At 43.1% G+C, this 20,918-nt stretch carries 21 protein-coding genes and 2 pseudogenes; all 23 read left to right on the forward strand.

Annotated elements, in window-relative coordinates:
• Nucleotides 1-102: 102 nt before the first annotated feature.
• A complete protein-coding gene (locus AC4IFT_RS20915; protein ID WP_490752610.1) occupies nucleotides 103-585 on the forward strand; it encodes a TIGR02594 family protein in 483 nt (160 codons plus the stop codon).
• A gap of 1 nt (nucleotide 586) precedes the next feature.
• A complete protein-coding gene (locus AC4IFT_RS20920) occupies nucleotides 587-964 on the forward strand; it encodes a hypothetical protein (RefSeq protein WP_490752651.1) in 378 nt (125 codons plus the stop codon).
• On the forward strand, nucleotides 882-1,109 hold the full coding sequence (lysC, locus tag AC4IFT_RS20925; protein WP_490752647.1) for an Rz1-like lysis system protein LysC: 228 nt from the start codon (nucleotides 882-884) through the stop codon (nucleotides 1,107-1,109). Before AC4IFT_RS20920 ends, lysC begins: the two co-directional genes overlap by 83 nt.
• A 593-nt stretch (nucleotides 1,110-1,702) precedes the next feature.
• The gene (locus tag AC4IFT_RS20930; protein ID WP_222960263.1) at nucleotides 1,703-1,915 is read left to right on the forward strand and encodes a hypothetical protein; all 213 of its coding nucleotides are present in this window, start codon (nucleotides 1,703-1,705) and stop codon (nucleotides 1,913-1,915) included.
• 322 nt (nucleotides 1,916-2,237) lie between these two features.
• Nucleotides 2,238-2,741: a DUF1441 family protein gene (locus tag AC4IFT_RS20935; RefSeq protein ID WP_490752612.1), complete on the forward strand. Its 504-nt coding sequence runs from the start codon at nucleotides 2,238-2,240 to the stop codon at nucleotides 2,739-2,741.
• A complete protein-coding gene (locus AC4IFT_RS20940; protein WP_490752613.1) occupies nucleotides 2,738-4,855 on the forward strand; it encodes a phage terminase large subunit family protein in 2,118 nt (705 codons plus the stop codon). The genes AC4IFT_RS20935 and AC4IFT_RS20940 overlap by 4 nt, the downstream gene beginning before the upstream one ends.
• Nucleotides 4,852-5,067: a DUF6148 family protein gene (locus AC4IFT_RS20945; RefSeq protein ID WP_336432785.1), complete on the forward strand. Its 216-nt coding sequence runs from the start codon at nucleotides 4,852-4,854 to the stop codon at nucleotides 5,065-5,067. Before AC4IFT_RS20940 ends, AC4IFT_RS20945 begins: the two co-directional genes overlap by 4 nt.
• Nucleotides 5,064-6,569: a phage portal protein gene (locus AC4IFT_RS20950; protein WP_490752615.1), complete on the forward strand. Its 1,506-nt coding sequence runs from the start codon at nucleotides 5,064-5,066 to the stop codon at nucleotides 6,567-6,569. The genes AC4IFT_RS20945 and AC4IFT_RS20950 overlap by 4 nt, the downstream gene beginning before the upstream one ends.
• Nucleotides 6,538-8,556, forward strand: a complete 2,019-nt coding sequence (locus tag AC4IFT_RS20955) for a ClpP-like prohead protease/major capsid protein fusion protein (protein ID WP_490752649.1) — start codon at nucleotides 6,538-6,540, stop codon at nucleotides 8,554-8,556. The genes AC4IFT_RS20950 and AC4IFT_RS20955 overlap by 32 nt, the downstream gene beginning before the upstream one ends.
• An 85-nt stretch (nucleotides 8,557-8,641) precedes the next feature.
• The gene (locus AC4IFT_RS20960) at nucleotides 8,642-8,992 is read left to right on the forward strand and encodes a DUF2190 family protein (RefSeq protein ID WP_490752617.1); all 351 of its coding nucleotides are present in this window, start codon (nucleotides 8,642-8,644) and stop codon (nucleotides 8,990-8,992) included.
• 3 nt (nucleotides 8,993-8,995) lie between these two features.
• Nucleotides 8,996-9,292 (forward strand): ATP-binding protein, encoded by a 297-nt coding sequence (locus AC4IFT_RS20965; protein WP_490752619.1) that lies wholly within the window; start codon nucleotides 8,996-8,998, stop codon nucleotides 9,290-9,292.
• A complete protein-coding gene (locus tag AC4IFT_RS20970) occupies nucleotides 9,270-9,833 on the forward strand; it encodes a phage tail protein (protein ID WP_490752621.1) in 564 nt (187 codons plus the stop codon). The genes AC4IFT_RS20965 and AC4IFT_RS20970 overlap by 23 nt, the downstream gene beginning before the upstream one ends.
• Nucleotides 9,833-10,231, forward strand: a complete 399-nt coding sequence (gene gpU / locus AC4IFT_RS20975) for a phage tail terminator protein (RefSeq protein WP_490752623.1) — start codon at nucleotides 9,833-9,835, stop codon at nucleotides 10,229-10,231. Before AC4IFT_RS20970 ends, gpU begins: the two co-directional genes overlap by 1 nt.
• An 11-nt stretch (nucleotides 10,232-10,242) precedes the next feature.
• Nucleotides 10,243-10,734 (forward strand): annotated as a pseudogene (locus tag AC4IFT_RS20980) (phage tail tube protein); the annotation flags it as partial.
• A 91-nt stretch (nucleotides 10,735-10,825) separates the two neighbouring features.
• Nucleotides 10,826-11,212: a phage tail assembly chaperone G gene (gpG, locus tag AC4IFT_RS20985; protein WP_490752624.1), complete on the forward strand. Its 387-nt coding sequence runs from the start codon at nucleotides 10,826-10,828 to the stop codon at nucleotides 11,210-11,212.
• A 23-nt stretch (nucleotides 11,213-11,235) separates the two neighbouring features.
• Nucleotides 11,236-11,550 (forward strand): phage tail assembly protein T, encoded by a 315-nt coding sequence (locus AC4IFT_RS20990; protein ID WP_490752626.1) that lies wholly within the window; start codon nucleotides 11,236-11,238, stop codon nucleotides 11,548-11,550.
• Entirely contained in the window at nucleotides 11,525-14,590 is a 3,066-nt protein-coding gene (locus AC4IFT_RS20995) for a phage tail tape measure protein (protein WP_490752628.1), read from the forward strand. Before AC4IFT_RS20990 ends, AC4IFT_RS20995 begins: the two co-directional genes overlap by 26 nt.
• A gap of 44 nt (nucleotides 14,591-14,634) precedes the next feature.
• The gene (locus AC4IFT_RS21000) at nucleotides 14,635-14,961 is read left to right on the forward strand and encodes a phage tail protein (protein WP_198634825.1); all 327 of its coding nucleotides are present in this window, start codon (nucleotides 14,635-14,637) and stop codon (nucleotides 14,959-14,961) included.
• Between the two features lie 50 nt (nucleotides 14,962-15,011).
• Nucleotides 15,012-15,251: a hypothetical protein gene (locus AC4IFT_RS21005; protein ID WP_096863838.1), complete on the forward strand. Its 240-nt coding sequence runs from the start codon at nucleotides 15,012-15,014 to the stop codon at nucleotides 15,249-15,251.
• Nucleotides 15,252-15,305: 54 nt separating this feature from the next.
• Complete coding sequence (locus AC4IFT_RS21010) at nucleotides 15,306-16,004, forward strand: phage minor tail protein L (protein ID WP_490752631.1); 699 nt, start codon at nucleotides 15,306-15,308, stop codon at nucleotides 16,002-16,004.
• An 8-nt stretch (nucleotides 16,005-16,012) separates the two neighbouring features.
• Nucleotides 16,013-16,741, forward strand: a complete 729-nt coding sequence (locus tag AC4IFT_RS21015) for a C40 family peptidase (RefSeq protein ID WP_490752633.1) — start codon at nucleotides 16,013-16,015, stop codon at nucleotides 16,739-16,741.
• Nucleotides 16,645-17,301 (forward strand): tail assembly protein, encoded by a 657-nt coding sequence (locus tag AC4IFT_RS21020; RefSeq protein ID WP_490752635.1) that lies wholly within the window; start codon nucleotides 16,645-16,647, stop codon nucleotides 17,299-17,301. Before AC4IFT_RS21015 ends, AC4IFT_RS21020 begins: the two co-directional genes overlap by 97 nt.
• Before the next feature lie 2 nt (nucleotides 17,302-17,303).
• Nucleotides 17,304-19,796: pseudogene (locus tag AC4IFT_RS21025) on the forward strand (TipJ family phage tail tip protein); the annotation flags it as partial.
• Nucleotides 19,797-20,918: the final 1,122 nt, after the last annotated feature.

Consider the following 20,918-nt stretch of genomic DNA (forward strand, 5'->3'; position numbering starts at 1 on the left):
TGGTGGCAACATCATGTCAATTGTTGTCATTAGTAAGTTAATGTCCCGAATCAAATCAATCTGGCTGCTAATTAAGCGGCCTTTTACTTTTATGGTGAAAAAATGACAGATCCAAAATGGTTAATTGAGGCTAAAAAAGAAATCGGTGTGTCTGAGCATACCGATTCAGGCTCGAAAGCTGTAGATCAGATGTGGATTGATAGTAAGTTGCGTGGCTTAGTTGGTACCGCCAAAGATGTTCCTTGGTGTGCTGGCTATGCTAATGCGATGCTAGAACGAGCTGGTATCCGCTCACCTCGTTCAGACTCTTCACAATCTTATCTAACATTTGGTATTAAGCTGAATGAACCAAAATACGGTTGTATTTGTGTTGGTAAGAGAACTGGTGGTGGGCATGTTGGCTTTGTTGTTGGTGTGGACAAATCTGGCAATCCATTGTTGCTGGGCGGTAATCAATCAGATGCGGTTAATATTAAAGCATTCCCAAAAGAGCGTGTTCTTTCGTACCGCTGGCCAGATGGGGTGGAAATTGATAATCGACCTCTGCCAATCGGTGATGCTGCGCTGTCAGTTAAAGAGTCGTGATATGGGGTCGCTAACTAAAGCATTAATGGCCGCTTGTGCCATTTTGCTATTTTGGCTCTGGTGGGTTGCTGATGACTATGACAAATTGAGTGATAAGTTTGATAAAAAAGCTAATGAGCTAGCCGCCAATCAATTCATATTGTCCACCGTTTTAGAACTTTCGGTAACGTTTAATGAAATTTCACGAAATAACCTTAGGGAGCGTGACGCTGCAGCAGTGGCTTCTGAAACGGTTAAAACTATTATCAAAACCGTTATTGTGGGTGATAAGTGTGCTGCTATTGATGCTCCTCGTGATGCTACTGTCGAGCTGCACAACCACGCGAATAGAATACGTTCAAACGCCATCAGTACCCATCCCAGCCCATCTGCTCAATGATTGCTTGCCTGAGTACATCCCTGAGATATTCCCTTGGGGTGACTCTCTACTGATAAATGAATCACTATTAACGGTGATCGAGCAATGTAATTTAGATAAAAAGGCCATTCGAGAGATTGAAGCGGCTAGAAATAACCCAAAATAACATTAGAACGGAGTGTTTACGTTAATACCAATCAGTAAAGGCTCTTGCCAAAAAAATTAAACTTATGAAAGTAAGGGTGCTTAATAAGTAGATGGCGAACTTTAAAAAAAGCGCCGTGATATCTGGCTGTTCTTTATCTTTACTAATGATGAATAGGATGCAGACAAGGATAGGGATAGATATGAGTAAGAGCGCAACGGGGTAAGTATACATATATTGACAGCTCTCTTTGTGGTGGGATTCTTATCGAATAGTAAAATATATTCTCGACAAGAAAGCAATACAGGAAATTGAACAACTGCGGCAGGTGACGAAATAAAAAAAGCCCCTCTATAGAAGGGCATATCTAATGGAAATGTAACTTTATAATTATTGTAGTAAGACCAGCCATCCTTGGCTGGCGGCAAGATATTATCACTAGTTATTACTTAATCCAAATCGGAGTACAGCCATCAGCTAATCACTGGTGGTTTTTTCATTGAGTGGCATTAATAAGAGTTATGTAATAACTATAATTTTTAGCATGCAGGGTTGTTTTTTCAATCAAAAGCCACAATATCTATAAGTGCTTATTTATTATAAGGAGAGCATTTATGTTAGAGGAGTACTTTACTTGGGATGAAGCCCCTTCAGGATCGGATAAAAGAAAAAGAATGATAGCCGTTCAAGCAGCCTTAGAAATCATCGTATCTTCAGCTGGGAGCGGTTCATCAGCTCAGGGTGGATCAATGGCCAATGATTTAACTTGGGCAAAGCAAGAGGTAAGTGATCTTGCTGATGCAATTCAAGAAGCCCTAAATAAGTAAATTTAATATTTCTAATTAACCACCTTAGATAGGTGGTTTTTTTGTGCCTACGAAAACTTAACTCGATGAAAATAATAAATTTTACACATAATTCAAAAGGTACTCCCGAGGGGGTACCCTCTCCACGGGGCGGCGCGCTCGCGGGAAACGGCTCATTTTCAATTTTTCATGCTGTCAGCAGCAGGTGATTTAACCGATTGATTTAATTTGTAAATATCGACATTGAGGTGACAATTTTCAAAATGAGTTGTCACCTCAATGTGTTATATCTATCTGATAATAAATAAAAATATCAGTTTTCACCTGACAGAGTGAGGTGTCAATGTCCAACATCAGCAATCTGGGGGACGCCTACAACTGGAGCGTGGCTAAGATTGCTGAAGCATTCGGCTTGAATCGCGGAACAGTTAAAAAGCGATTGCTCGATGCAAACACCCCGATAGCAAATATGGTTCGGGGGAATCCCGTTTACGCTTTACGAGATATCGGCCCGATACTTTTCGGTGCTGACCCTGATGCCAATACGAGCAGTTTGCAAGACCCATCATTAATGCCGCCTAAGGATCGCAAGGATTGGTTCCAGTCTGAAAACGAACGGATAAAACTAGAAACCACACTTAAACAACTGGTTCCTGTTGCCGATGTGCATTTGGAAATGGCGGTATTGGTTAAAGCAATTACACAAGTTTTAGATACATGGCCCGATAAGTTAGAACGTGATAAAGGTTGGAATGCTGAACAGCTCACTGAGGCACAAATCATTGTGGATGAATTGAGAGACCTTCTAGCGTCCAAAGTTTTAGATGCGGAGGATGATGACGAATGACAGTAAGATATGCTTCCGCATCTGGAGTTAGAAAAGACGTTTCTGCATTACTTAAAGCGCCGCGGCGAATGCCAGTAGCAAAAGCAGTGAAAAGATATATGCGCGTTCCAATGGGTGAAGGTTCATCAATACCGTGGGACGACTCATTAACGCCGTACATCATTGAGCCAATGAACTGTCTTTCGGATCGTCGTTATGATTCAGTCATATTTGTAGGCCCTGCAAGGACAGGGAAATCACTTGGTTTAGTCGATGGATGGATTGTTTATACCATTGTGTGCGACCCAGCAGACTTTTTATTAGTACAAGTATCAGAAGAAAAGGCGAGAGAACATTCAAAAAAACGACTAGATAGAACATTTAGGTCGAGTAAAGAAGTAGCAAAACGGATGAGTCCACATCGCAATGATAACAACGTCCACGACAAAACATTTAAAGCTGGTAATTACTTAAAAATTGGGTGGCCATCGGTAAACGTACTTTCATCATCAGATTATAAGTTTGTTGCAATTACAGACTATGATCGAATTACGGAAGATGTGGATAATGAGGGGGATGTTTATACACTTGGTGCAAAACGTACAACGACATTCATGTCCGCAGGTAAAACGCTTGTTGAAAGCTCTCCTGGTCGAGAAATAACAGACAGTAAATGGCGTAGAAATACACCACACGAGGCACCACCTACCACTGGTATTTTGTCACTTTATAATCGCGGTGATCGTCGACGTTGGTATTGGCCATGTCCTCACTGCGAAGAATATTTTTTACCAGTTCGGGATAATATGACTGGTTTTAGTGATGACGACGACCCGTCAGTAGGCAGCAAAGCAGCTCGATTACAATGTCCCCATTGTTTTGGTGTTATTGAGCCGGAACAAAAAAGAGAGCTAAACAATAAAGGTGTTTGGGTCAAGGAAGGTCAGTCAATCGATAAACACGGTGGGATCACTGGCAAACCAAGAGAGTCTCGCATTGCTTCATTTTGGATGGAAGGCCCCGCCGCAGCTTATCAAACATGGGAAAAGTTAGTTTATAACTTACTCAATGCGGAACAGGAGTACGAGCGAACTGGTAGCGAGGAAACGCTAAAATCAGTCATTAACACTGACTGGGGACAGCCTTATTTACCGAAAATCAGCCAAGAGCAGCGAAGTGGTGATGATCTTAAGGTGCGCGCTGAATATTGGGATTATGGAACGGTACCCGATGGCGTTCGTTTTCTTGTTGCTACCGTTGACGTGCAGGGCGGTAAAAAGCGGCGATTTGTCGTTCAAGTCACAGGCTATGGCGCCAGAGGCGAACGTTGGATAATAGATCGTTTCGACATCACTCGCTCTTTACGTTATAGCAAAGATGGTGAGGCTGAAAAAATTGACCCTTCTTCTTATGCGGAAGATTGGAAAGTATTAATTTCCGATGTGCTCGATAAAACCTATCCATTGCAAGACAACAATGAAGTGGAAATGGGTATCTATCGCATGGCGATAGATACGGGTGGTGAGGAAGGGGTAACGGATAACGCTTATCAATTTTGGCGTAAATGTAAAAAAGATGGGCTAGCGCGTCGTGTCTATTTATTTAAAGGGGATGGTAAAGCCAAAAGTAAACTAATCACCAAATCCTATCCTGATAACACTGAACGTTCAGACCGCCGCGCAAAAGCGCGTGGTGATGTGCCTATTCATTTATTGCAGACAAATGAATTAAAAGACCGTATTTCCTCACATTTGGGGCGAGAAACGGTGGGTAATAACTATATTCATTTTCCTGATTGGCTTGATGATTCTTTCTACGATGAACTCACGTATGAAGAGCGAGACAATAATGGGAAATGGAGTAAACCGGGCAAAGGGGCTAACGAAGCTTTTGACTTGATGGTCTATGCACATGCATTGGTTATTTTACTCGGTTACGAAAAAATCAAATGGGAGAACCCACCTAAGTGGGCTCAGTTGCCGGATATCAGCGAAGTTAAACTATCGCCTCTGACTTCTAATCAACCTCCTCCAAAATCAACACCAATTCAAACTCAAACAGAAACGCAAGAAACCAAGCCTAGCACAAGCTCGGCATGGGCTCCTGTGTCTTCAACATCTGGGGGATGGGTATGACCCGAGAAGAAATTAAAAAAATGATGGACGCGTATTTAAAAGCAGAGATGGAAATACTGCAAGGGAAAAGTGTCACGTTCAATGGACAGTCCATGACAATGGAAAATCTCAGCGAGATCCGTAAGGGGCGAGAATATTGGGAGCGGCGATATTCACAAAGCAGTGCCGCAAATCGCAAGTCACCCGGCTATAAATTAGCGAGGTTCCAATGAATTTTCTTGATAAAGCGATATCGGTGGTCTCGCCCGGGTGGGCCAGTAGTCGTTTGCGCTCACGAAACCAAATCATGGCTTATGAAGCCGCAATGCCATCACGACTACATAAGGCACGAAGGGAGCCACGTAATGCTAACCAATTAACACAATTTGGGGGTAAGTCGTTACGAGAGCAAGCGCGCTGGCTAGATAACAATAACGACCTTTCAATTGGTATTCTCGATAAAATGGAAGAGCGAATTGTTGGGCGAAGCGGCATTATCGTCGAACCACAGCCATTATCACTAACAGGACAGATTCATGAGGATCTTGCTAAGCAGATAAGAGCCGCTTGGGCCGAATGGTCTATTTGTCCAGAAGTTACAGGGCAATTTACGCGCCCAATGCTTGAGCGCCTTTTAGTCAGAACGTGGTTGCGAGACGGTGAAGTGTTCGCTCAGATAGTGAAGGGAAATCAAAAAGGGTTAGATAAACAAGCCGGCATTCCATTTTGGTTGGAAGCATTAGAGCCTGACTTTGTGCCTATCCATTTGGATGATACAGGTGAAAATATTCGCCAAGGCATTCAAGTAAATAATTGGGGCAAGCCACAAGCTTATCTTGTTCATAAAAATTTACTAACCACAGGTCAGCAAATGGGAAATCTCAAGTCTATCCCCTCTGAGGATATGCTTCACCTAAAGCATGTACGTCGATTACACCAGCTACGTGGAAATAGTTTATTTTCAGGAATATTACTGCGCTTGAGTGCGTTGAAAGATTACGAAGATGCTGAGTTAACGGCTGCAAGAATTGCTGCATCATTGGGAATGTATATCAAAAAAGGGGACGCTGGTGGGTATGACGATGATGACGCAAAGGAGGACAGAAATATTCTGATAGAGCCGGGTATTATTTATGATGGCCTACTCCCCGGTGAAGACGTTGGCATGATTAAATCAGACCGTCCAAACCCAAATCTTGAAAGTTTTAGAAATGGTCAGATTAGAGCCTTTTCAGCAGGTAGCCGCGTTAGTTACTCCAGCATATCTCGTGATTACAACGGAACTTACAGCGCCCAGCGACAAGAACTTGTTGAGTCATTTGAAGGGTATTATGTCCTACAAGATACCTTTTGTGGGGCGATAAGTCGCCCAATGTACCGAAAATGGTTACAAATGGCGATACTCTCGGGTGTTATTACTGTCCCACCTGACATTGACCCTATTTCTCTTTACAACGCCACTTATAACGGTCCTGTTATGCCGTGGATTGATCCGGTTAAAGAATCAAATGCATGGAAAACGCAAATTCGCGGAGGATCTGCGACAGAAAGCGATTGGGTGCGCGCAAGAGGTGGTAACCCAGCGGAAGTTAAACGCCGCCGCAAAGCGGAAATTGATGAAAATGAACGACTGGGACTGAAATTTGATACTGATCCAGCAAACGACAAAGGTAACGATAATGCAGACGAAAAATACACATCTCATGCCGCCCAAAAACAGCATAACGATGAGTAAACCACCGGAGAAAAGCTGGTTTCAAATGAAAGCGACCAGCGAGACTTCAGCTGATATTTATATTCATGACGAAATTGGAATGTGGGGAATTAGCGCCCGGCGATTTACCGAAGATTTAATTTCCCTTGGCAATATCAATCATATCAACCTTCATATTCATTCACCAGGAGGTGAGGTTTTCGAGGGTATCGCTATTTACAATCAGCTCAAAAATCATAATGCCACCATTACGGTTTACATCGATGGGCTAGCAGCTTCGATGGCGTCAGTTATTGCCATGGTAGGTGATGAAGTCAAAATGCCAAAAAATGCCATGATGATGATCCACAAGCCTTGGGGCGTATCGTGGGGCGATGCCAATGATATGCGCAGTTATGCTGACCTGCTTGATAAGGTCGAAAACGTTTTAATCCCCGCTTATATGGAGAAAACGGGAAAAACGAAAGAAGAAATTGAAGCCATGCTCGGTGATGAGACATGGTTAACGGCAGAAGAGTGTGTGGAGCACGGTTTTGCTAACTCCGTTATTGAGCCAGTCAAAGCGATGGCCAGCCTTTCATCTAAACGCATTGAGGAATTTAAATCCATGCCTAATTCATTAAAAAACACGTTAAAAAATAGTCTGACCAACCCCCGTAACACGTCGGCGCCATCGGCAGATCCAGCACCACAACCACAAAACCCAACCAATACTCAAGAGCCTGATACCGCAGGTATTCAAGCCCAAGCGCGTCAAGCTGAACAAGCGCGTATGAATGGGATTAAGGATTTATTTGCCATGTTCGGCGGCAAGCATAATGAAATGATGATGGAGTGTGTTCTCGATGTGGCCTGCACAGTTGAGGACGCTAGAAAGAAACTACTCGATAAATTAGGGAAAGAAGCGACACCAACGAATACAGTCAACTATGGTGCTCACATTTATGCAAATAACGGTAACATCGTAGGTGATAGTGTCCGCGCGTCATTAATGAGCCGCGCAGGGTATGATAACGCTGAAGCGGATAATCCATTTAATCATATGACATTGCGTGAATTGGCCCGAATGTCATTAACTGAGCGTGGTATTGGCGTTTCTAGCTATAACCCAATGCAAATGATTGCAATGGCATTCACTCATACTACTTCTGATTTCGGTAACATCTTGTTAGATGTCGCTAATAAATCTATTTTATTAGGATGGGATGAAGCTGACGAGACATTCGATAAATGGACCAAGAAAGGTCAACTCAGTGACTTTAAAACAGCATCTCGTGTCGGTATGGGTGGTTTTAATTCATTGAACGAAGTTCGTGAAGGCGCGGAATACAAATACGTTACAACTAACGATAAAAAGGAAACCATCGCGCTAGCAACATACGGTAACTTGTTTAGTATTTCACGTCAGGCCATTATCAATGATGATATGTCTATGCTAACGGATACACCAATGAAGCTAGGTCGTGCGGCAAAAGCGACAATTGGCGATCTTGTTTATACACTTCTAATTGAAAATGAGAAGTTAAATTCTGACAGTAAAGCATTGTTCAGTGCAGATCATGGTAACACTCTGAAAGGTGGGATGGATGTTGATACTATCAGCAAGGGTAGAACGGCCATGCGCAAGCAAAAAGAAGGAGACCGAACCCTAAACATCCGACCTGCTTTTATGTTAGTACCAACAGCGTTAGAAACTGACGCGCTACAAGTGGTTGGCTCTGCCAGCGTAAGAGGGGCTGATGTTAATGCTGGCGTTATTAACCCAATTCGCAATATTGCAGAAATTATCACCGAGCCGCGCTTAGACAATAAGAGTGATACCACTTGGTATATGACTTCAGCAAAAGGAACTGACACAATCGAAGTCGCTTATCTAAATGGTGTTGATACACCTTATATCGACCAACAAGAAGGTTTCACTTCTGACGGTGTAACTACAAAAGTCCGCATTGATGCTGGCGTTGCTCCTGTTGATTATCGCGGATTGGTGCGTGTTGAAGCACCATAAGCAAAACTAAGAATACAAAATCTCTCGCCCTAATGGGCTTTTTTTATACCTAAAATCTGGCTCTTCGGGGCCAGAAGGAGAAGTTATGGCTAAGAATTATCAACAGCAGGGTTTAACCATTGAGATTATCAATACGTCAGCTAAAGATGTGATTTTAAGCGGAGCGCTTGTGATGGTGGGCTCTTTAGCATGCGTTGCTGCAACAAATATTGCACCGGGTGAAACCGGAGATGGCTTTGCTGAGGGGGTTTATTTACTGCCTAAAAAAGCGGGTGTTGCTTTGACGGCTGGACAAGCCGTCACCGGAGATAAAGGGGTTGTTGCGGATAAAGGTGGCGTTCCTGTTGGCGTTACTTGGGCGGCAGCGGAAACGGGGGCTGAATTGGTCCCGGTCAAACTCAATATTTTCCCAGCAACAGCGGCGGCAGGTGGCTAATTTATGAGTGCGTTTGAACGGTTGACAGATCGGGTGGACGCACTCACCACCAGGCGAATGGGGAAGACTATATCTATTAATGGCATAGACCACATCGGGGTAGATTCTCACTTTTTACCCCAATTTGGTCCCATTACGGGCGATGGGCTTTCTTACGTCATTTTTTCAGCGGGATACCAACCCAGAAAAAACGACAAAGTGGTTGCTGGTGGGCGCTCTTATCTGGTCACTCGCTATCAACGATTTAATGGTAAATGGATGATTTTTGTTGAGGACGATGATGATGAAGGGGAAGGATGAAGCCATTCGAAATCTCAACCTCATCGTTGAGAAAGTAACTCCGATTGCAACGGCGCAGGCGATAAACCGAATCGCGACGAGAGCAATTAGCCGCAGCGTTAAGGACGTTTCCCGAGAAACCAAAATCCCACAAAAAATAATCCGCAAGCGTGTGCGACTTAAGAGAGCAAGTTCAAAGCAAGGCACAGCCAAAGCCAGAATAACCGTTAACCGAGGAAATTTACCTGCGATTGTTCTAGGCACTGCAAGAGTGCAGCTTTCACGAAGTCGAGGTATTGAAAGGCGGCACAACAGTGTTTTGAAAGTCGGTAAATTTACTTTTCATGGTGCGTTTATTCAGCAACTTAATAATGGCCGCTGGCACGTCATGCAACGGGTTGGGAAAAGCCGATACCCGATTGAGGTTGTGAAAATTCCGTTAGCAAAGCCGTTAACGGATGCTTTTGAGGAGCACGTTATCAAAGTTCGTGATGCGGATATTGATAAAGAAATGCGATATGCCTTGAACAACCAGTTACGACTTTATTTTAAGGGGGGATAGTGATTTCGCATACCAAGATCCGCGAGTTAGTGATTGAGGGGCTTAAGAACAGCATTCCGAAATTATCAACTTATGACGGGCGACCCGTTAACTTCGATGAAAATGAATTGCCTGTTGTTGCGGTTTATTTAACCGAACCTCGCCCAGATCCAAAGTACCTTGATAGCAACCAGTGGACTGCCATTCTTCATATTGAGCTGTTTTTAAAAGCAGCAAAAACCGATTCTGATTTAGATAAATGGGTAGATGAAAAGTTATACCCAGCAATCAAAAATATGACCAACTTAGGTGATGTTTTAACCGACATGACACCAAAAGGGTTTGATTACGATCGTGATGATGAAATGGCGCTATGGGCTTCGGTTGATATCACTTACCGAATTGAATATGAAATGTAAGGAATTTTACGATGGCAAAAGTACCAAATCCACTGGAGCCCACAAAAGGGGCAGGCACAACACTTTGGGTCTATACCGGAACGGATGACCCCACTAAGGATCCGTATCTTGATACGGGTTTTACTCGATTAGCCAGAATTAAATCACTAGAGCCGGGGGAAATTACTGCGGCAAGTGAAGATGATAGCTATCTCGATGATCCTAACGGTGACTGGGAAAACACAACTCAAGGTGAAAAGTCCTCTGGCGAAACCAGCGTTACCCTTGCGTGGTTACCGGGTGAGGAAGGGCAAAAAGATCTTGTTAAATGGTTTGATGAAGGTCTGCCTCGCTTTTACAAAATTCTGTACCCAAATGGCACGCTTGATTTATTTAAGGGCTGGATTAGCGGCCTAGGTAAATCAATCCCAATCAAAGAAACCATGACTCGAACTGTGAAGATTAAGAACACTGGGCGACCAACCATGGCAGAAGAAATCCCCCCAAAACCAGCGGGTAAAACGGTTACTCAACCAAAAGAGTAATAAATATTTTAAATCAATAAGATAGCCACATTATTTGTGGCTTTTTTGTATCCAATAAAAGGGTAATACTATGTTTTTAAAGAAAAAAGACCTATCTATCGGTGACGCAAATATTGTTCTTTTTGAGTTGACTGCATTGCAACGTACTGAATATTTTGAACTTTTAGTTCAACAAGAAAGCGAACTTGGAGACCTTGAAGGGCATGCGCGAGGAGCTAAAGTAAGTCGTCATGGAGTTGAGCAGTTGGCATGGATAGTTTCGCGCTCTATCTGGAATGCTGACAGAAATCGTGATGTTGAAACTGTTTATCATGAAATTCTTGATAACTGGGGAGATTCAGCACTAAAAAGTGCGTTTGATATTGCCTCTAAATTAAGCGGAATGAAAGACGAAGATAGTGATTCAGGTGTGGGTTCTGATCAAGAAAAGCAAGAAGCTGAACCAATGGAAAAGTAGTTGCGCGTGAACGGGTGTTTGCTTTGAGACTTGCGCGTGAATTTAGACGTCCTGATTGGCGACGAATGCTAGATGAAATCAGCGCTTCCGAGTATGGCGATTGGACAGACCATTTCAGCAAAGTGCCGTTCACGCCACAGCTCATTGATGCTGAGTTTGCTGCCTTACAAAAAACCGTATTTCAAACCATGTTTGGTGGTGATACAAAATTAACCGACTTTATGCTGCTAACTGACATTGAGTCAGATGATAGCGAAATGTCAGATGAAGCTATTCAGTTAGCGAGCGAAGGAATATCCGGGGGAGTACGGTATGAGCCACCAAATAGCAGATCTTGAGATTAAGATTGGCGCGAATACCACGGAGTATCTTGAAAAAGCAGGCCGTGTTGAACGTGATCTAGAGAAGAAAGCGCGCGATGATCAGCGATTTGCAAAAATGGTCCAAACTGCTCTTGATCATGCTGCTGCAAAAGAAAGTGAGAGGTTAAGGAAGCGGCAATCTCAACTAAAGGAATTTAGCGATGCCTCGACAGCAGCTCACCAAAAAAGAGTCGCTGAACTAGAGGAAGAAGTACGCTCGATGGATTGGACTCATCAAAATGTAAAGCGTATTTTTGAAGAAGAGACACGAAAAGATAAGCAGAATATACCCAACCATAGTCTTGTTGCACAGTATGATGCTCAAATGGATGCATTGCAAAAGTACAATAAAGGGCTGGTAGAGGCTCAAGCCATTCGGCAGAGTATGAATAGGGATAATCAAAATGGGCTTTTAATCGGAAAGGAATACGCAACACTACAGCACCGTATCGGTGGAATAATTAAAACCAATACAAAGGCTGAAGAAGAACAAGCACAGGCGAAGCAACGCTTCATTAGTAAGTTAAAGGAGCAAGTTACTCAGCAAAACTTGTCACGTACTGAAATGCTTCGTGTGCAAGCAGCTCAGTTGGGCGTTTCAAGTTCGGCAGATGTTTACATTCGCAAACTCGAAAAGCAAAACGTAGCGTTAAAAGGTGTAACGATTAGCTCTGGCCAATATCGACAAGCAATGCGACAGCTGCCAATGCAAATGACCGATATTGTCACTTCTTTGGCTTCTGGCATGCCGCCGTGGTTAGTCGCAGTTCAGCAGGGAGGGCAAATTAAAGACTCTTTTGGTGGGTTTGGTAATTCACTGAAAGCGATTACATCTTTAATCACACCATGGAAAGTGGCCATGTTTGGTGGTGCTGGTGCATTAACGGCATTTGGCGTGGCTGCATACCAAGGATCGAAAGAGCTTAGCGAGTACAACAAGCAACTTATTTTAACGGGCAACTATGCCGCTAAAACCCAAGGCCAGCTTAATGCGCTAGCTAAATCCCTTTCGGGTGACGGTATCACGCAGTACAAAATGGCTGATGCGCTAGCACAAGTCGTTGGTTCGGGTTCGTTCACTGGCGCACAGGTAGACATGGTTGCTGGTGTTGCTGCAAAAATGGAAAAGGCCACAGGGCAATCTATCGATGAAACTATCAAGCAATTTCAGCGACTCAAAGATCAGCCGGTTCAAGCTGTTATGGAATTGGATAAGTCTCTCCACTTTTTAACGGCAACGCAACTTGAGCAAATAACTACGCTTGAGGAACAAGGGCGTACATCTGATGCCGCTAAAATCGCCATGGAATCTTATGCTAATTCAATGAGAGACAGGACATCTCAAATTAGTGAAAACTTGGGGACGTTAGAAACTGCATGGAAGTGGGTTGGTGAAGCGGCTCAAAATGCATGGGACAGAATGCTTAATGTTGGTCGATCTGTTTCTGTACAAGATAAATTAGATGCAAAGGTTCAGCAATTAGTAGCAGCCAAAAAAGAGCTAGAAATTGCTGAAAAAGGAGGCGCCCCTGATACAACAGGGTATGGTGTCGGAAGAAACTCTGAATCATTTTTAAATCAAAACGCTACAAGAAACTTAGAAGCAAACAAAGCGCTAGTTAAAAATCTAACATCTGAAGTTAAAAATCTGCAAAATCAGATAAGTAATGAGAAATCGTTTAATGCAGGTGCAAATGCTATTTCTGCGTTTAATGAGAAGATGAAGAAACAGCTTGAAGCTGATTTAGCGTTAAAAAAGAAATATGAGACATCAGAGGAAAAGCACCAAAGAGAACTCAAGAGAATTAGAAATGATGAACACGCCTCTCAGTCAGCAAAAGATCTAGCTATTCAGAGAGAAAATGAGCGGTATAAGAAAGAATTAGCACGTAAAACACCAAAAGGAAAAGCTTACAAGCCCGATATGGGCACTCGTCATGACGAATCTTCACAAGCGGAATTAACCTCTCTACAAGCGCAACTAAAGTTACTGCAACAACACCAAACAGCCACTGACTTTATTAGTCAGCAGCGTAAAAACTTACAGTTAGAACAGGCCAAATTTAATGTTTTAGAGGAGGCTAGCAAAACTCGTAAATTATCCCTTGATGAACAATCTTTATTAAAAAATAAAGAAAGTATTTTAGCCAATAAGATGAAATTAGCTGATTTCGGCGACCAAATCTCCAAGCAAGAACATCTTAATAAATTGCAAGATCAGGCTGATAAATACGTCAAGCAACAAGAAGCGCGGCAAAAAGCCATTGCGGATTCGCTGGGCAAATCGTCTTTAGAGCTTCAGCGGGCACTCGAAATAGAGCAATTGCGCTCAACCTATGGCAATACCCCGCAATGGGAAAAGGTAGAGGGTGCAAAATTATCGACTTTTGCCCAAGAAGATGCCGCAAAACAAGATTGGGCGGCTGGCATGAAAACAGCTTGGGGGGACTATCGGGACGCAGCCTTAGATGCTAATGCGCAAATTCAAAGCGTTACATCAGCGACATTAAATGGATTTAGTTCCACACTATCTAGCGTGCTAGTGGATGGACAGGGCAACTTTAAAGACTTCACTAAATCAATTTTGAAAATGCTAGCTGAAATTGCTATCAAAATGAGCATTGTTAAAGGTTTTGAAGCTTTTGGGTTTGGTGGTGTGACCGCTAATGCAAAAGGGGGTGTATACAACTCTCCTGGTCTTAGTGCGTACAGTGGGCAAATTGTATCGAAGCCAACTTTATTCCCGTTTGCTCGTGGCGCTGGATTAATGGGTGAAGCAGGACCAGAGGCGATATTACCTTTACGCCGAGGAATTGATGGGAAATTGGGGGTTGTAGCTGCAAGCGGTCCAACGGGCGGTGAGGTTAATCAAACTTTCCAAATTAATATTCAAAATGATGCTAGCAACGGGGAAATTGGGCCGAATGCAGTTAAACAAATTTTGAATTTAGTGGAGCAAAAAACCAAGCAAGTTATGATAAAAGAACGCCGTGATGGTGGTTCGTTTCAAGCGTAACATAATATGAAGCCCTCCTTTGAGGGCTGAATAATGGAGGGTTAATGGAAACATTTAACTGGCCTATTAAACCGGGTATGGGAACAGAATCCTCTCCCCGAGTGAGAACTGTTAGTTTTGGTGATGGGTATGAACAACGTAAACCTGATGGGCTAAACTCACAGCTTGAAAAATTCAATGTGAACTTATCTCTTACACCAGAAAAGGCCAATCAGGCGTTAGATTTTTTAAAACGCCATGGCGGGGTGAAATCATTTTTATTTCAACCCACTAAAAACAAGCCTGCTGTTGTAGTTGTTTGCAGAAAATGGTCTTCAGATAGCGGCAATATCCGCAAAACAATAAGTGCCGAATTTGAACAGGTAGTTTAATGGGATAAGATATGATCTGTTTAGCAATCTAATTTTATTGGGGTTCTAAAGTGAAATCATATAAATACATTATCGGTTTTGCGGTTGGCTTTCTATTACTATATTTAGCGATACCTAGTACTAATGAGTCACCAAAAGATAAAGAGAAAAGTAAGGACAGAGATGTAATAAAACTTTGTTGGAAAGATTATGAGAAAAAATCTCTTTCACCAGAGACTAAGCAATTCGTTGCTTCCGTGTGTGAAAAGAAAGAGGATGATTTTCAAAAAAAATATGGTGTAAAACCATAATGTTACATCTTTCAAAACAGCCACCTTCGGGTGGTTTTTTTATGGGTAAAATAAATGCAAAACATCCCACCAGAATTGCTGATCGCGACAACAAAACTTGAAGCAGAAGCAGAAATTATACTCTATGAAATAGACCTAACAAATATAGGTGGAATTCGGTATCGATTCCACAACGGTACCAATGAATCATCAGGGCCGGTTATTTGGCAAGGCCAAGAATATGAGCCTTACCCAATTATGGGGGATGGTTTTGATTTAAATGGCAAAGGCCCATCTACACGCCCAACCATTTCACTGTCTAATTTGTTCGGTCTAATTTTTGGTATCGCTAGCCGCCTAAACTCAGGGTTAGGGGGCATTGTTATTCGTCGTAAAACAACAGCACAATTCCTCGATGCAGCAAATTTTGCTGGTGGCAATGACAATGCGGATCCAACGCAAGAGCAAGTTAGCCGATGGGTGATTGAGCAGCTAACCAGTCTTAATGCTGAAACAGCAACATGGGAACTTGCCGCCCCAACTGAAACAGATGGCGCCACTTTTCCAGCTCGAGTCATTCTTTCTGATGTATGTAATTTTGGCTATCGCTCTGAAGAGTGCGACTATAAAGGTGCACCGGTTGCTGATGAGCTTGGCAACCCAACACAAGACCCCAGCAAAGATAAGTGTGGTAAGCGTTTATCCGATTGCAAGCTAAGAAATAACACACATCGAATAGGTTGCTTCCTCTCCTCGTCTCGCCTCAGCCAATAAGGTTCACTATGTTAGAACAAACTATTTTGGAACATGCAAAACGCATGGCGCCACAGGAGTCGTGCGGCATTGTGATTATTCAAGACGGTACCGAGACTTATATTCCTTGTGAAAACCAACATATCGACCCTGAAAATCATTTTTCAATTGCGGTTGAAAGCTACATTCAAGCCAGCTTATTGGGCGAAGTTATCGCGATTGTTCATAGCCATCCGAACGGAAAACCTTATTTGAGTTCAGCAGATAGAGCGCACCAGTTAAAAACCAATTTGCCATGGTGGCTGGCATGCGAAAGCAAAATTACCAAGTTTGAATGTGTACCAAAATTATTGGGCCGTCAGTTTATTCATGGTGGAACCGATTGCTATGGCTTATTCCGTGACGCTTACCATTTAGCCGGTTGTTTATTGCTAGATTTTGAGCGTGAAGACAATTGGTGGCGGCAGGGGAAAGAGCTCTATTTAGATAACTTAGCAGAAAACGGCTTTAAGCAAGTTAAAAGAGATATTCAGCCCGGCGATATTATTTTGTGTTGCTATGCCAGTTCTCGGGCAAATCACGCCGCAATCTACTTGGGAGACCAAACTATTTTGCATCACGTTCCTAATCAACTGAGCAAGCGAGAGGTTTATAACGAAAGATGGCAACGAATGACTCACTCGATTTGGCGCTACCGCGATTGGCAACCATCCGCTTTTATGGGGATCTGCAACGATTTGGCCGTCGATTCGATTTAAATATTAAAACCGCAGCTGAAGGGCTTCATGCCTTATTTCTTCAAATTCCCAATCTAAAACAACAATTCCGTGATGGCTGGTACCAAATTCGCATTAGCGGATCCGATGTTGACCCCAGCGAATTACATCAGCGTGTCCATGAACCTCTGATGGCAAATGCGGTAATTCACATCGTTCCGCGTATCGAGGGTGCAAAAACAGGTGGAGCTTTTCAATTTATTGCCGGCGCAGCCGTTTTGGCGATTGGGTGGTGGAACCCTGCAGGTTGGAGTTTTGGCGCGTCGATGATGCTGGCAGGCGGTGCAATGATGATTGGTGGGGTCGCGCAAATGTTAACGCCAATGCCTAAGCCAGCTAATTTATCGCGTTCTGAAGAAGAAAAGGGAAATACATACTTTAGCAACCTTGAAAACGCAGTCGCGCAGGGTATGGCGGTACCAATTGCATACGGTGAGATTATGTGTGGTTCAAGGGTGATTTCACAAGCGGTTGAAATTATGGATGACGGTGATGCAAAAGATATTGATGTGGGCAAACACGGTGGTGGTGGGGAGACGTAATCATGGGTAAAGGCGGCGGTAAACAACATACTCCTTATGAGGCGCCAAACGATTTAACATCACGGCAGAAATTATCAATTATTGATTTAGTGAGTGAAGGTCCAATTGAGGGGCCAGTTGGCGATTTAAAGGGGGTTTATCTTAATAATACTCCCGTTATTGACTCCTCTGGTAACAGCAATGTAAACGGTATGACCGCTCAGTGGGTGGCAGGTACGTTAGAACAACCGGCACTAGAAGGTTTTTCATCTTCATCAAGTGAAACGCCTGTCAGCATTGAAATCAAAAAAAGCACACCTGTAACTCGCACAATAACCTCACGAAATATTGACCGCTTACGGTTAACATTTGGTACCCAAGCATTGGTTGAAGTGAAGGATAATGGGGATCGTGTTGGCACATCGGTTGAGTTGCAAGTGCAGGTGCAGCGTAACGGAGCGTGGGTAACTGAAAAAAATATCACTATCCGTGGTAAAAGGAGTAATTCCCCATACCTAATGGCTGTGATTATCGATAAGTTACCACCACCACCTTTTAGCATTCGCATGGTTCGCCTAACGCCAGATAGCAATAGCGATAAATTACAAAATAATACTATTTGGTCAAGTTACACCGAAATCACCGATATTAATCAAACCTATCCGGGATCAGCAGTAGCGGGTCTAACGTTTGAAAGTGAACAGTTTGGTAATCAATATCCTACACGTAACTATTTAGTTCGGGGGCTGATTGTTCAAGTGCCGAACAATTATAATCCTGAAACTCGCGTATACAGTGGCATTTGGGATGGAACGTTTAAGCCTGCGTATACCAATAATCCTGCGTGGGTATTGTATAGCTTATTAACAACGAAGCGATTTGGGTTAGGTAAAAGACTGAAAATAGCTGAGGTTGATAAGTTTGCGCTTTACGTTATTGGTCAATATTGTGATCAACTGGTGCCTGATGGCTTCGGCAATAAAGAGCCTCGAGTCACCTGCAATGCTTACATTACTGATATTCGCAAAGCTTATGATTACTTTAGTGATCTGTGCTCAATAATGCGCATCATGCCTGTGTGGAACGGGCTACAAATGACATTTGTTCAAGATCGTCCTAGTGATGTTGTTTGGCCTTACACAAATGCAAACGTGGTTAATGGTCGTTTCCATTACAGCTTTAGCCCATTAAAGGCTCGTCATACCGTTATTGAAGTACGCTTTATTGATCCGCAAAACGGCTGGAAAACCAGTGTTGAGCAAGTCTCTGATGATGCGTTGGTTGCTCAGTTTGGTCTTAACGTGCTTCGAGTTGATGCATTTGGCTGCACAAGCCGTGGACAAGCTCGGCGTTATGGTTTGTGGATATTATTGACGGAAAAATTAGAGACCCAAACTGTTGAGTTTGAAGTGGGCGCGGAAGGGCTACGGCATACTCCTGGTGACATTATCGAAATTATGGATAACGACTGGGTGGGTGGCGAAGACCCTATTGGCGGTAGGCTAATCGCCATCGATGCCACTCAAAAGATTTTAACGCTTGATAGAGAAGTCACAAAACCTAAATCTGGTACCGCTTTTATTTCGTTAATGAATGCCACTGGCCGTTATGAGCGCGTAAAAGTGACAGGGTACTTAGGCAACAATCAAATTAAAGTTGAATCGGTACCAAAAGGTGTCGCCACAAAATCGGTATGGGGTATTAGCCAGCCCGATTTGGCTCGTCGTTTATTTAGGGCGATTACGATTTCTGATAAGGGTGATGGCACTTACGGTGTTATTGCAGTTCAGCATGTCCCCGAAAAAGAGGCTATTGTTGATCAGGGTATAAAATTTGAGCCGTTGCCCGATACGCCATTGGGTGGCTACATCCCCCCAGTTGAGAACCTCTCTGTGGAAGTCAGTGCAGATAGTGACAACTGGCAAGTGGAAGCCAACTGGACAACCGCAACAGCGGTTCGAGGTGTTGATTTTATTCTCAAATTAACCCAAGCAGGGCGTATTGTGGGTACCGCTAAAACCCAAGAAAACCGTTATCGTATTGGTAATTTACCTCAAGGGAATTACCTGCTCTCTGTCGCACCGCAAAATAAAGATGGGCAAAAGGGCGAACAAGCCTCGGTCTCATTTGATATTAACCCACCGCCACCGCCGTCTTACATCGATGTTGAGCCGGGCTTTTTCAGTTTAGGGATTATTCCACATGTGGGGGGGCAAAATGCGCTGCGCCTGCAGTATGAATTTTGGTTTTCCGAAAAACAGATTGCGAATATCAATGAAGTTGAGTTGCTAGCTGAATACCTTGGTAATGGCACGATGTGGGTTATTCAGGGAAGAAAGCTTAAAGCTGGCCAGACATATTATGTTTATGTCAGAACAGTGAACCCAGTGGGTAAATCGCAGTTTGTTGAAGCCAATGGCAAGCCGGAGGATCGGGCTGATGAAATATTGGAGGTTATCGGTGATAAAGTCCTCAGCACCGAAGCTGGCCAGCAAATGCAGGAGCAAATCGACTTCAATAAAGATAACCTTACTGATTTAAAAATTGATAGTGATGACTTTAGGCAGAAGGTTATCAGTATTGATCGCGAATTAGAGGCGGTTAATGAAGCGGTCATGGAAGTTGTTCACTTTTCGACTGAAAATTACTATGAACTCAAGGAAGAATCCGCTAAAGGTAAGGCGTCAATTAAGCAGTTAGAGCAAGTTCAAGCTGACTTCACCGCCTCTCAGGCAAAGTACCAGCAAGAAGTTGCGGCTCAATTTGAGCATACGGCTGCTGATGTTCTGAATGTTCAAAATGCGCTAGCAAAATCAAATGAAGCTTTCGCAGAGGATATTAGGCAAGTTCGTGCTGATTTAGGTGAGACCAACGAGGAAGTCGGCACTATTAAAGGGCGAGTGATCACAGTTGAAACTGCAACCGCCGATTTAAAACAAGCGCAAGCGAAGTTTGAACAATCGACGACAGCCCAGTTCGGTGAAATGACCGGCTATATCACTAATATCAATCAAACTATCACTAATCTTGAGTTTTCTTTCTCTGAAGCACTGATGCAAACCAATGCGCAAGTGAATGAAACCAATTCAGAGTTATTGAAAACAAAATCCGAAGTCACCCGACTTGCAACGGCAACTGCAACTAATGAAAAGGCCACATCTGAATTAGCTGAGAATGTAAAAGCGCAACATGAGCAATCAGAAGCTAATTTTGTTGATGTGCGTAAATCAATAGCTGAGAAGGATAGCGCTCATACCGAACGTACTGAACAACTTCGTGCAGAGCTTGGCAAAGACATTAACGCGAACAAAGAGGAAATTGATAAAAATAAGGGGGAATTATCAAACATCAGTGCAGCGGTAACGAAAAATACAACGGCTATTGCTGAAACTGATAAAGCACTCACAGAAGTTAATCAGCAGGCTGAATCCCGTTTTGAGGATAATGAGGCTTTTATTGCCTATATTCAACAAACAATGGCAAACATGGAAGGTGCTAATGTTGAAACGGTAGGGCAATTAACCGCACAACACAATATACAAGGTACGGAAATACTTAAGGCGAGAGCATCTATCAGAAATGTTGAAACGGTTGTTGCCAATAACGAACTGGCATTTGCTCAAAAAATTGAACAACTT

The organism is Providencia sp. UF-183 (genome assembly GCF_058246155.1).

Bases quoted from the DNA above. Each gene is read 5' to 3' on its own strand.
- AC4IFT_RS20915 (WP_490752610.1), top strand. From the start codon at position 103: ATGACAGATCCAAAATGGTTAATTGAGGCTAAAAAAGAAATCGGTGTG.
- AC4IFT_RS20920 (WP_490752651.1), top strand. From the start codon at position 587: ATGGGGTCGCTAACTAAAGCATTAATGGCCGCTTGTGCCATTTTGCTA.
- lysC (WP_490752647.1), top strand. From the start codon at position 882: ATGCTACTGTCGAGCTGCACAACCACGCGAATAGAATACGTTCAAACG.
- AC4IFT_RS20930 (WP_222960263.1), top strand. From the start codon at position 1,703: ATGTTAGAGGAGTACTTTACTTGGGATGAAGCCCCTTCAGGATCGGAT.
- AC4IFT_RS20935 (WP_490752612.1), top strand. From the start codon at position 2,238: ATGTCCAACATCAGCAATCTGGGGGACGCCTACAACTGGAGCGTGGCT.
- AC4IFT_RS20940 (WP_490752613.1), top strand. From the start codon at position 2,738: ATGACAGTAAGATATGCTTCCGCATCTGGAGTTAGAAAAGACGTTTCT.
- AC4IFT_RS20945 (WP_336432785.1), top strand. From the start codon at position 4,852: ATGACCCGAGAAGAAATTAAAAAAATGATGGACGCGTATTTAAAAGCA.
- AC4IFT_RS20950 (WP_490752615.1), top strand. From the start codon at position 5,064: ATGAATTTTCTTGATAAAGCGATATCGGTGGTCTCGCCCGGGTGGGCC.
- AC4IFT_RS20955 (WP_490752649.1), top strand. From the start codon at position 6,538: ATGCCGCCCAAAAACAGCATAACGATGAGTAAACCACCGGAGAAAAGC.
- AC4IFT_RS20960 (WP_490752617.1), top strand. From the start codon at position 8,642: ATGGCTAAGAATTATCAACAGCAGGGTTTAACCATTGAGATTATCAAT.
- AC4IFT_RS20965 (WP_490752619.1), top strand. From the start codon at position 8,996: ATGAGTGCGTTTGAACGGTTGACAGATCGGGTGGACGCACTCACCACC.
- AC4IFT_RS20970 (WP_490752621.1), top strand. From the start codon at position 9,270: ATGATGATGAAGGGGAAGGATGAAGCCATTCGAAATCTCAACCTCATC.
- gpG (WP_490752624.1), top strand. From the start codon at position 10,826: ATGTTTTTAAAGAAAAAAGACCTATCTATCGGTGACGCAAATATTGTT.
- AC4IFT_RS20995 (WP_490752628.1), top strand. From the start codon at position 11,525: ATGAGCCACCAAATAGCAGATCTTGAGATTAAGATTGGCGCGAATACC.
- AC4IFT_RS21000 (WP_198634825.1), top strand. From the start codon at position 14,635: ATGGAAACATTTAACTGGCCTATTAAACCGGGTATGGGAACAGAATCC.
- AC4IFT_RS21010 (WP_490752631.1), top strand. From the start codon at position 15,306: ATGCAAAACATCCCACCAGAATTGCTGATCGCGACAACAAAACTTGAA.
- AC4IFT_RS21015 (WP_490752633.1), top strand. From the start codon at position 16,013: ATGTTAGAACAAACTATTTTGGAACATGCAAAACGCATGGCGCCACAG.
- AC4IFT_RS21020 (WP_490752635.1), top strand. From the start codon at position 16,645: ATGGCAACGAATGACTCACTCGATTTGGCGCTACCGCGATTGGCAACC.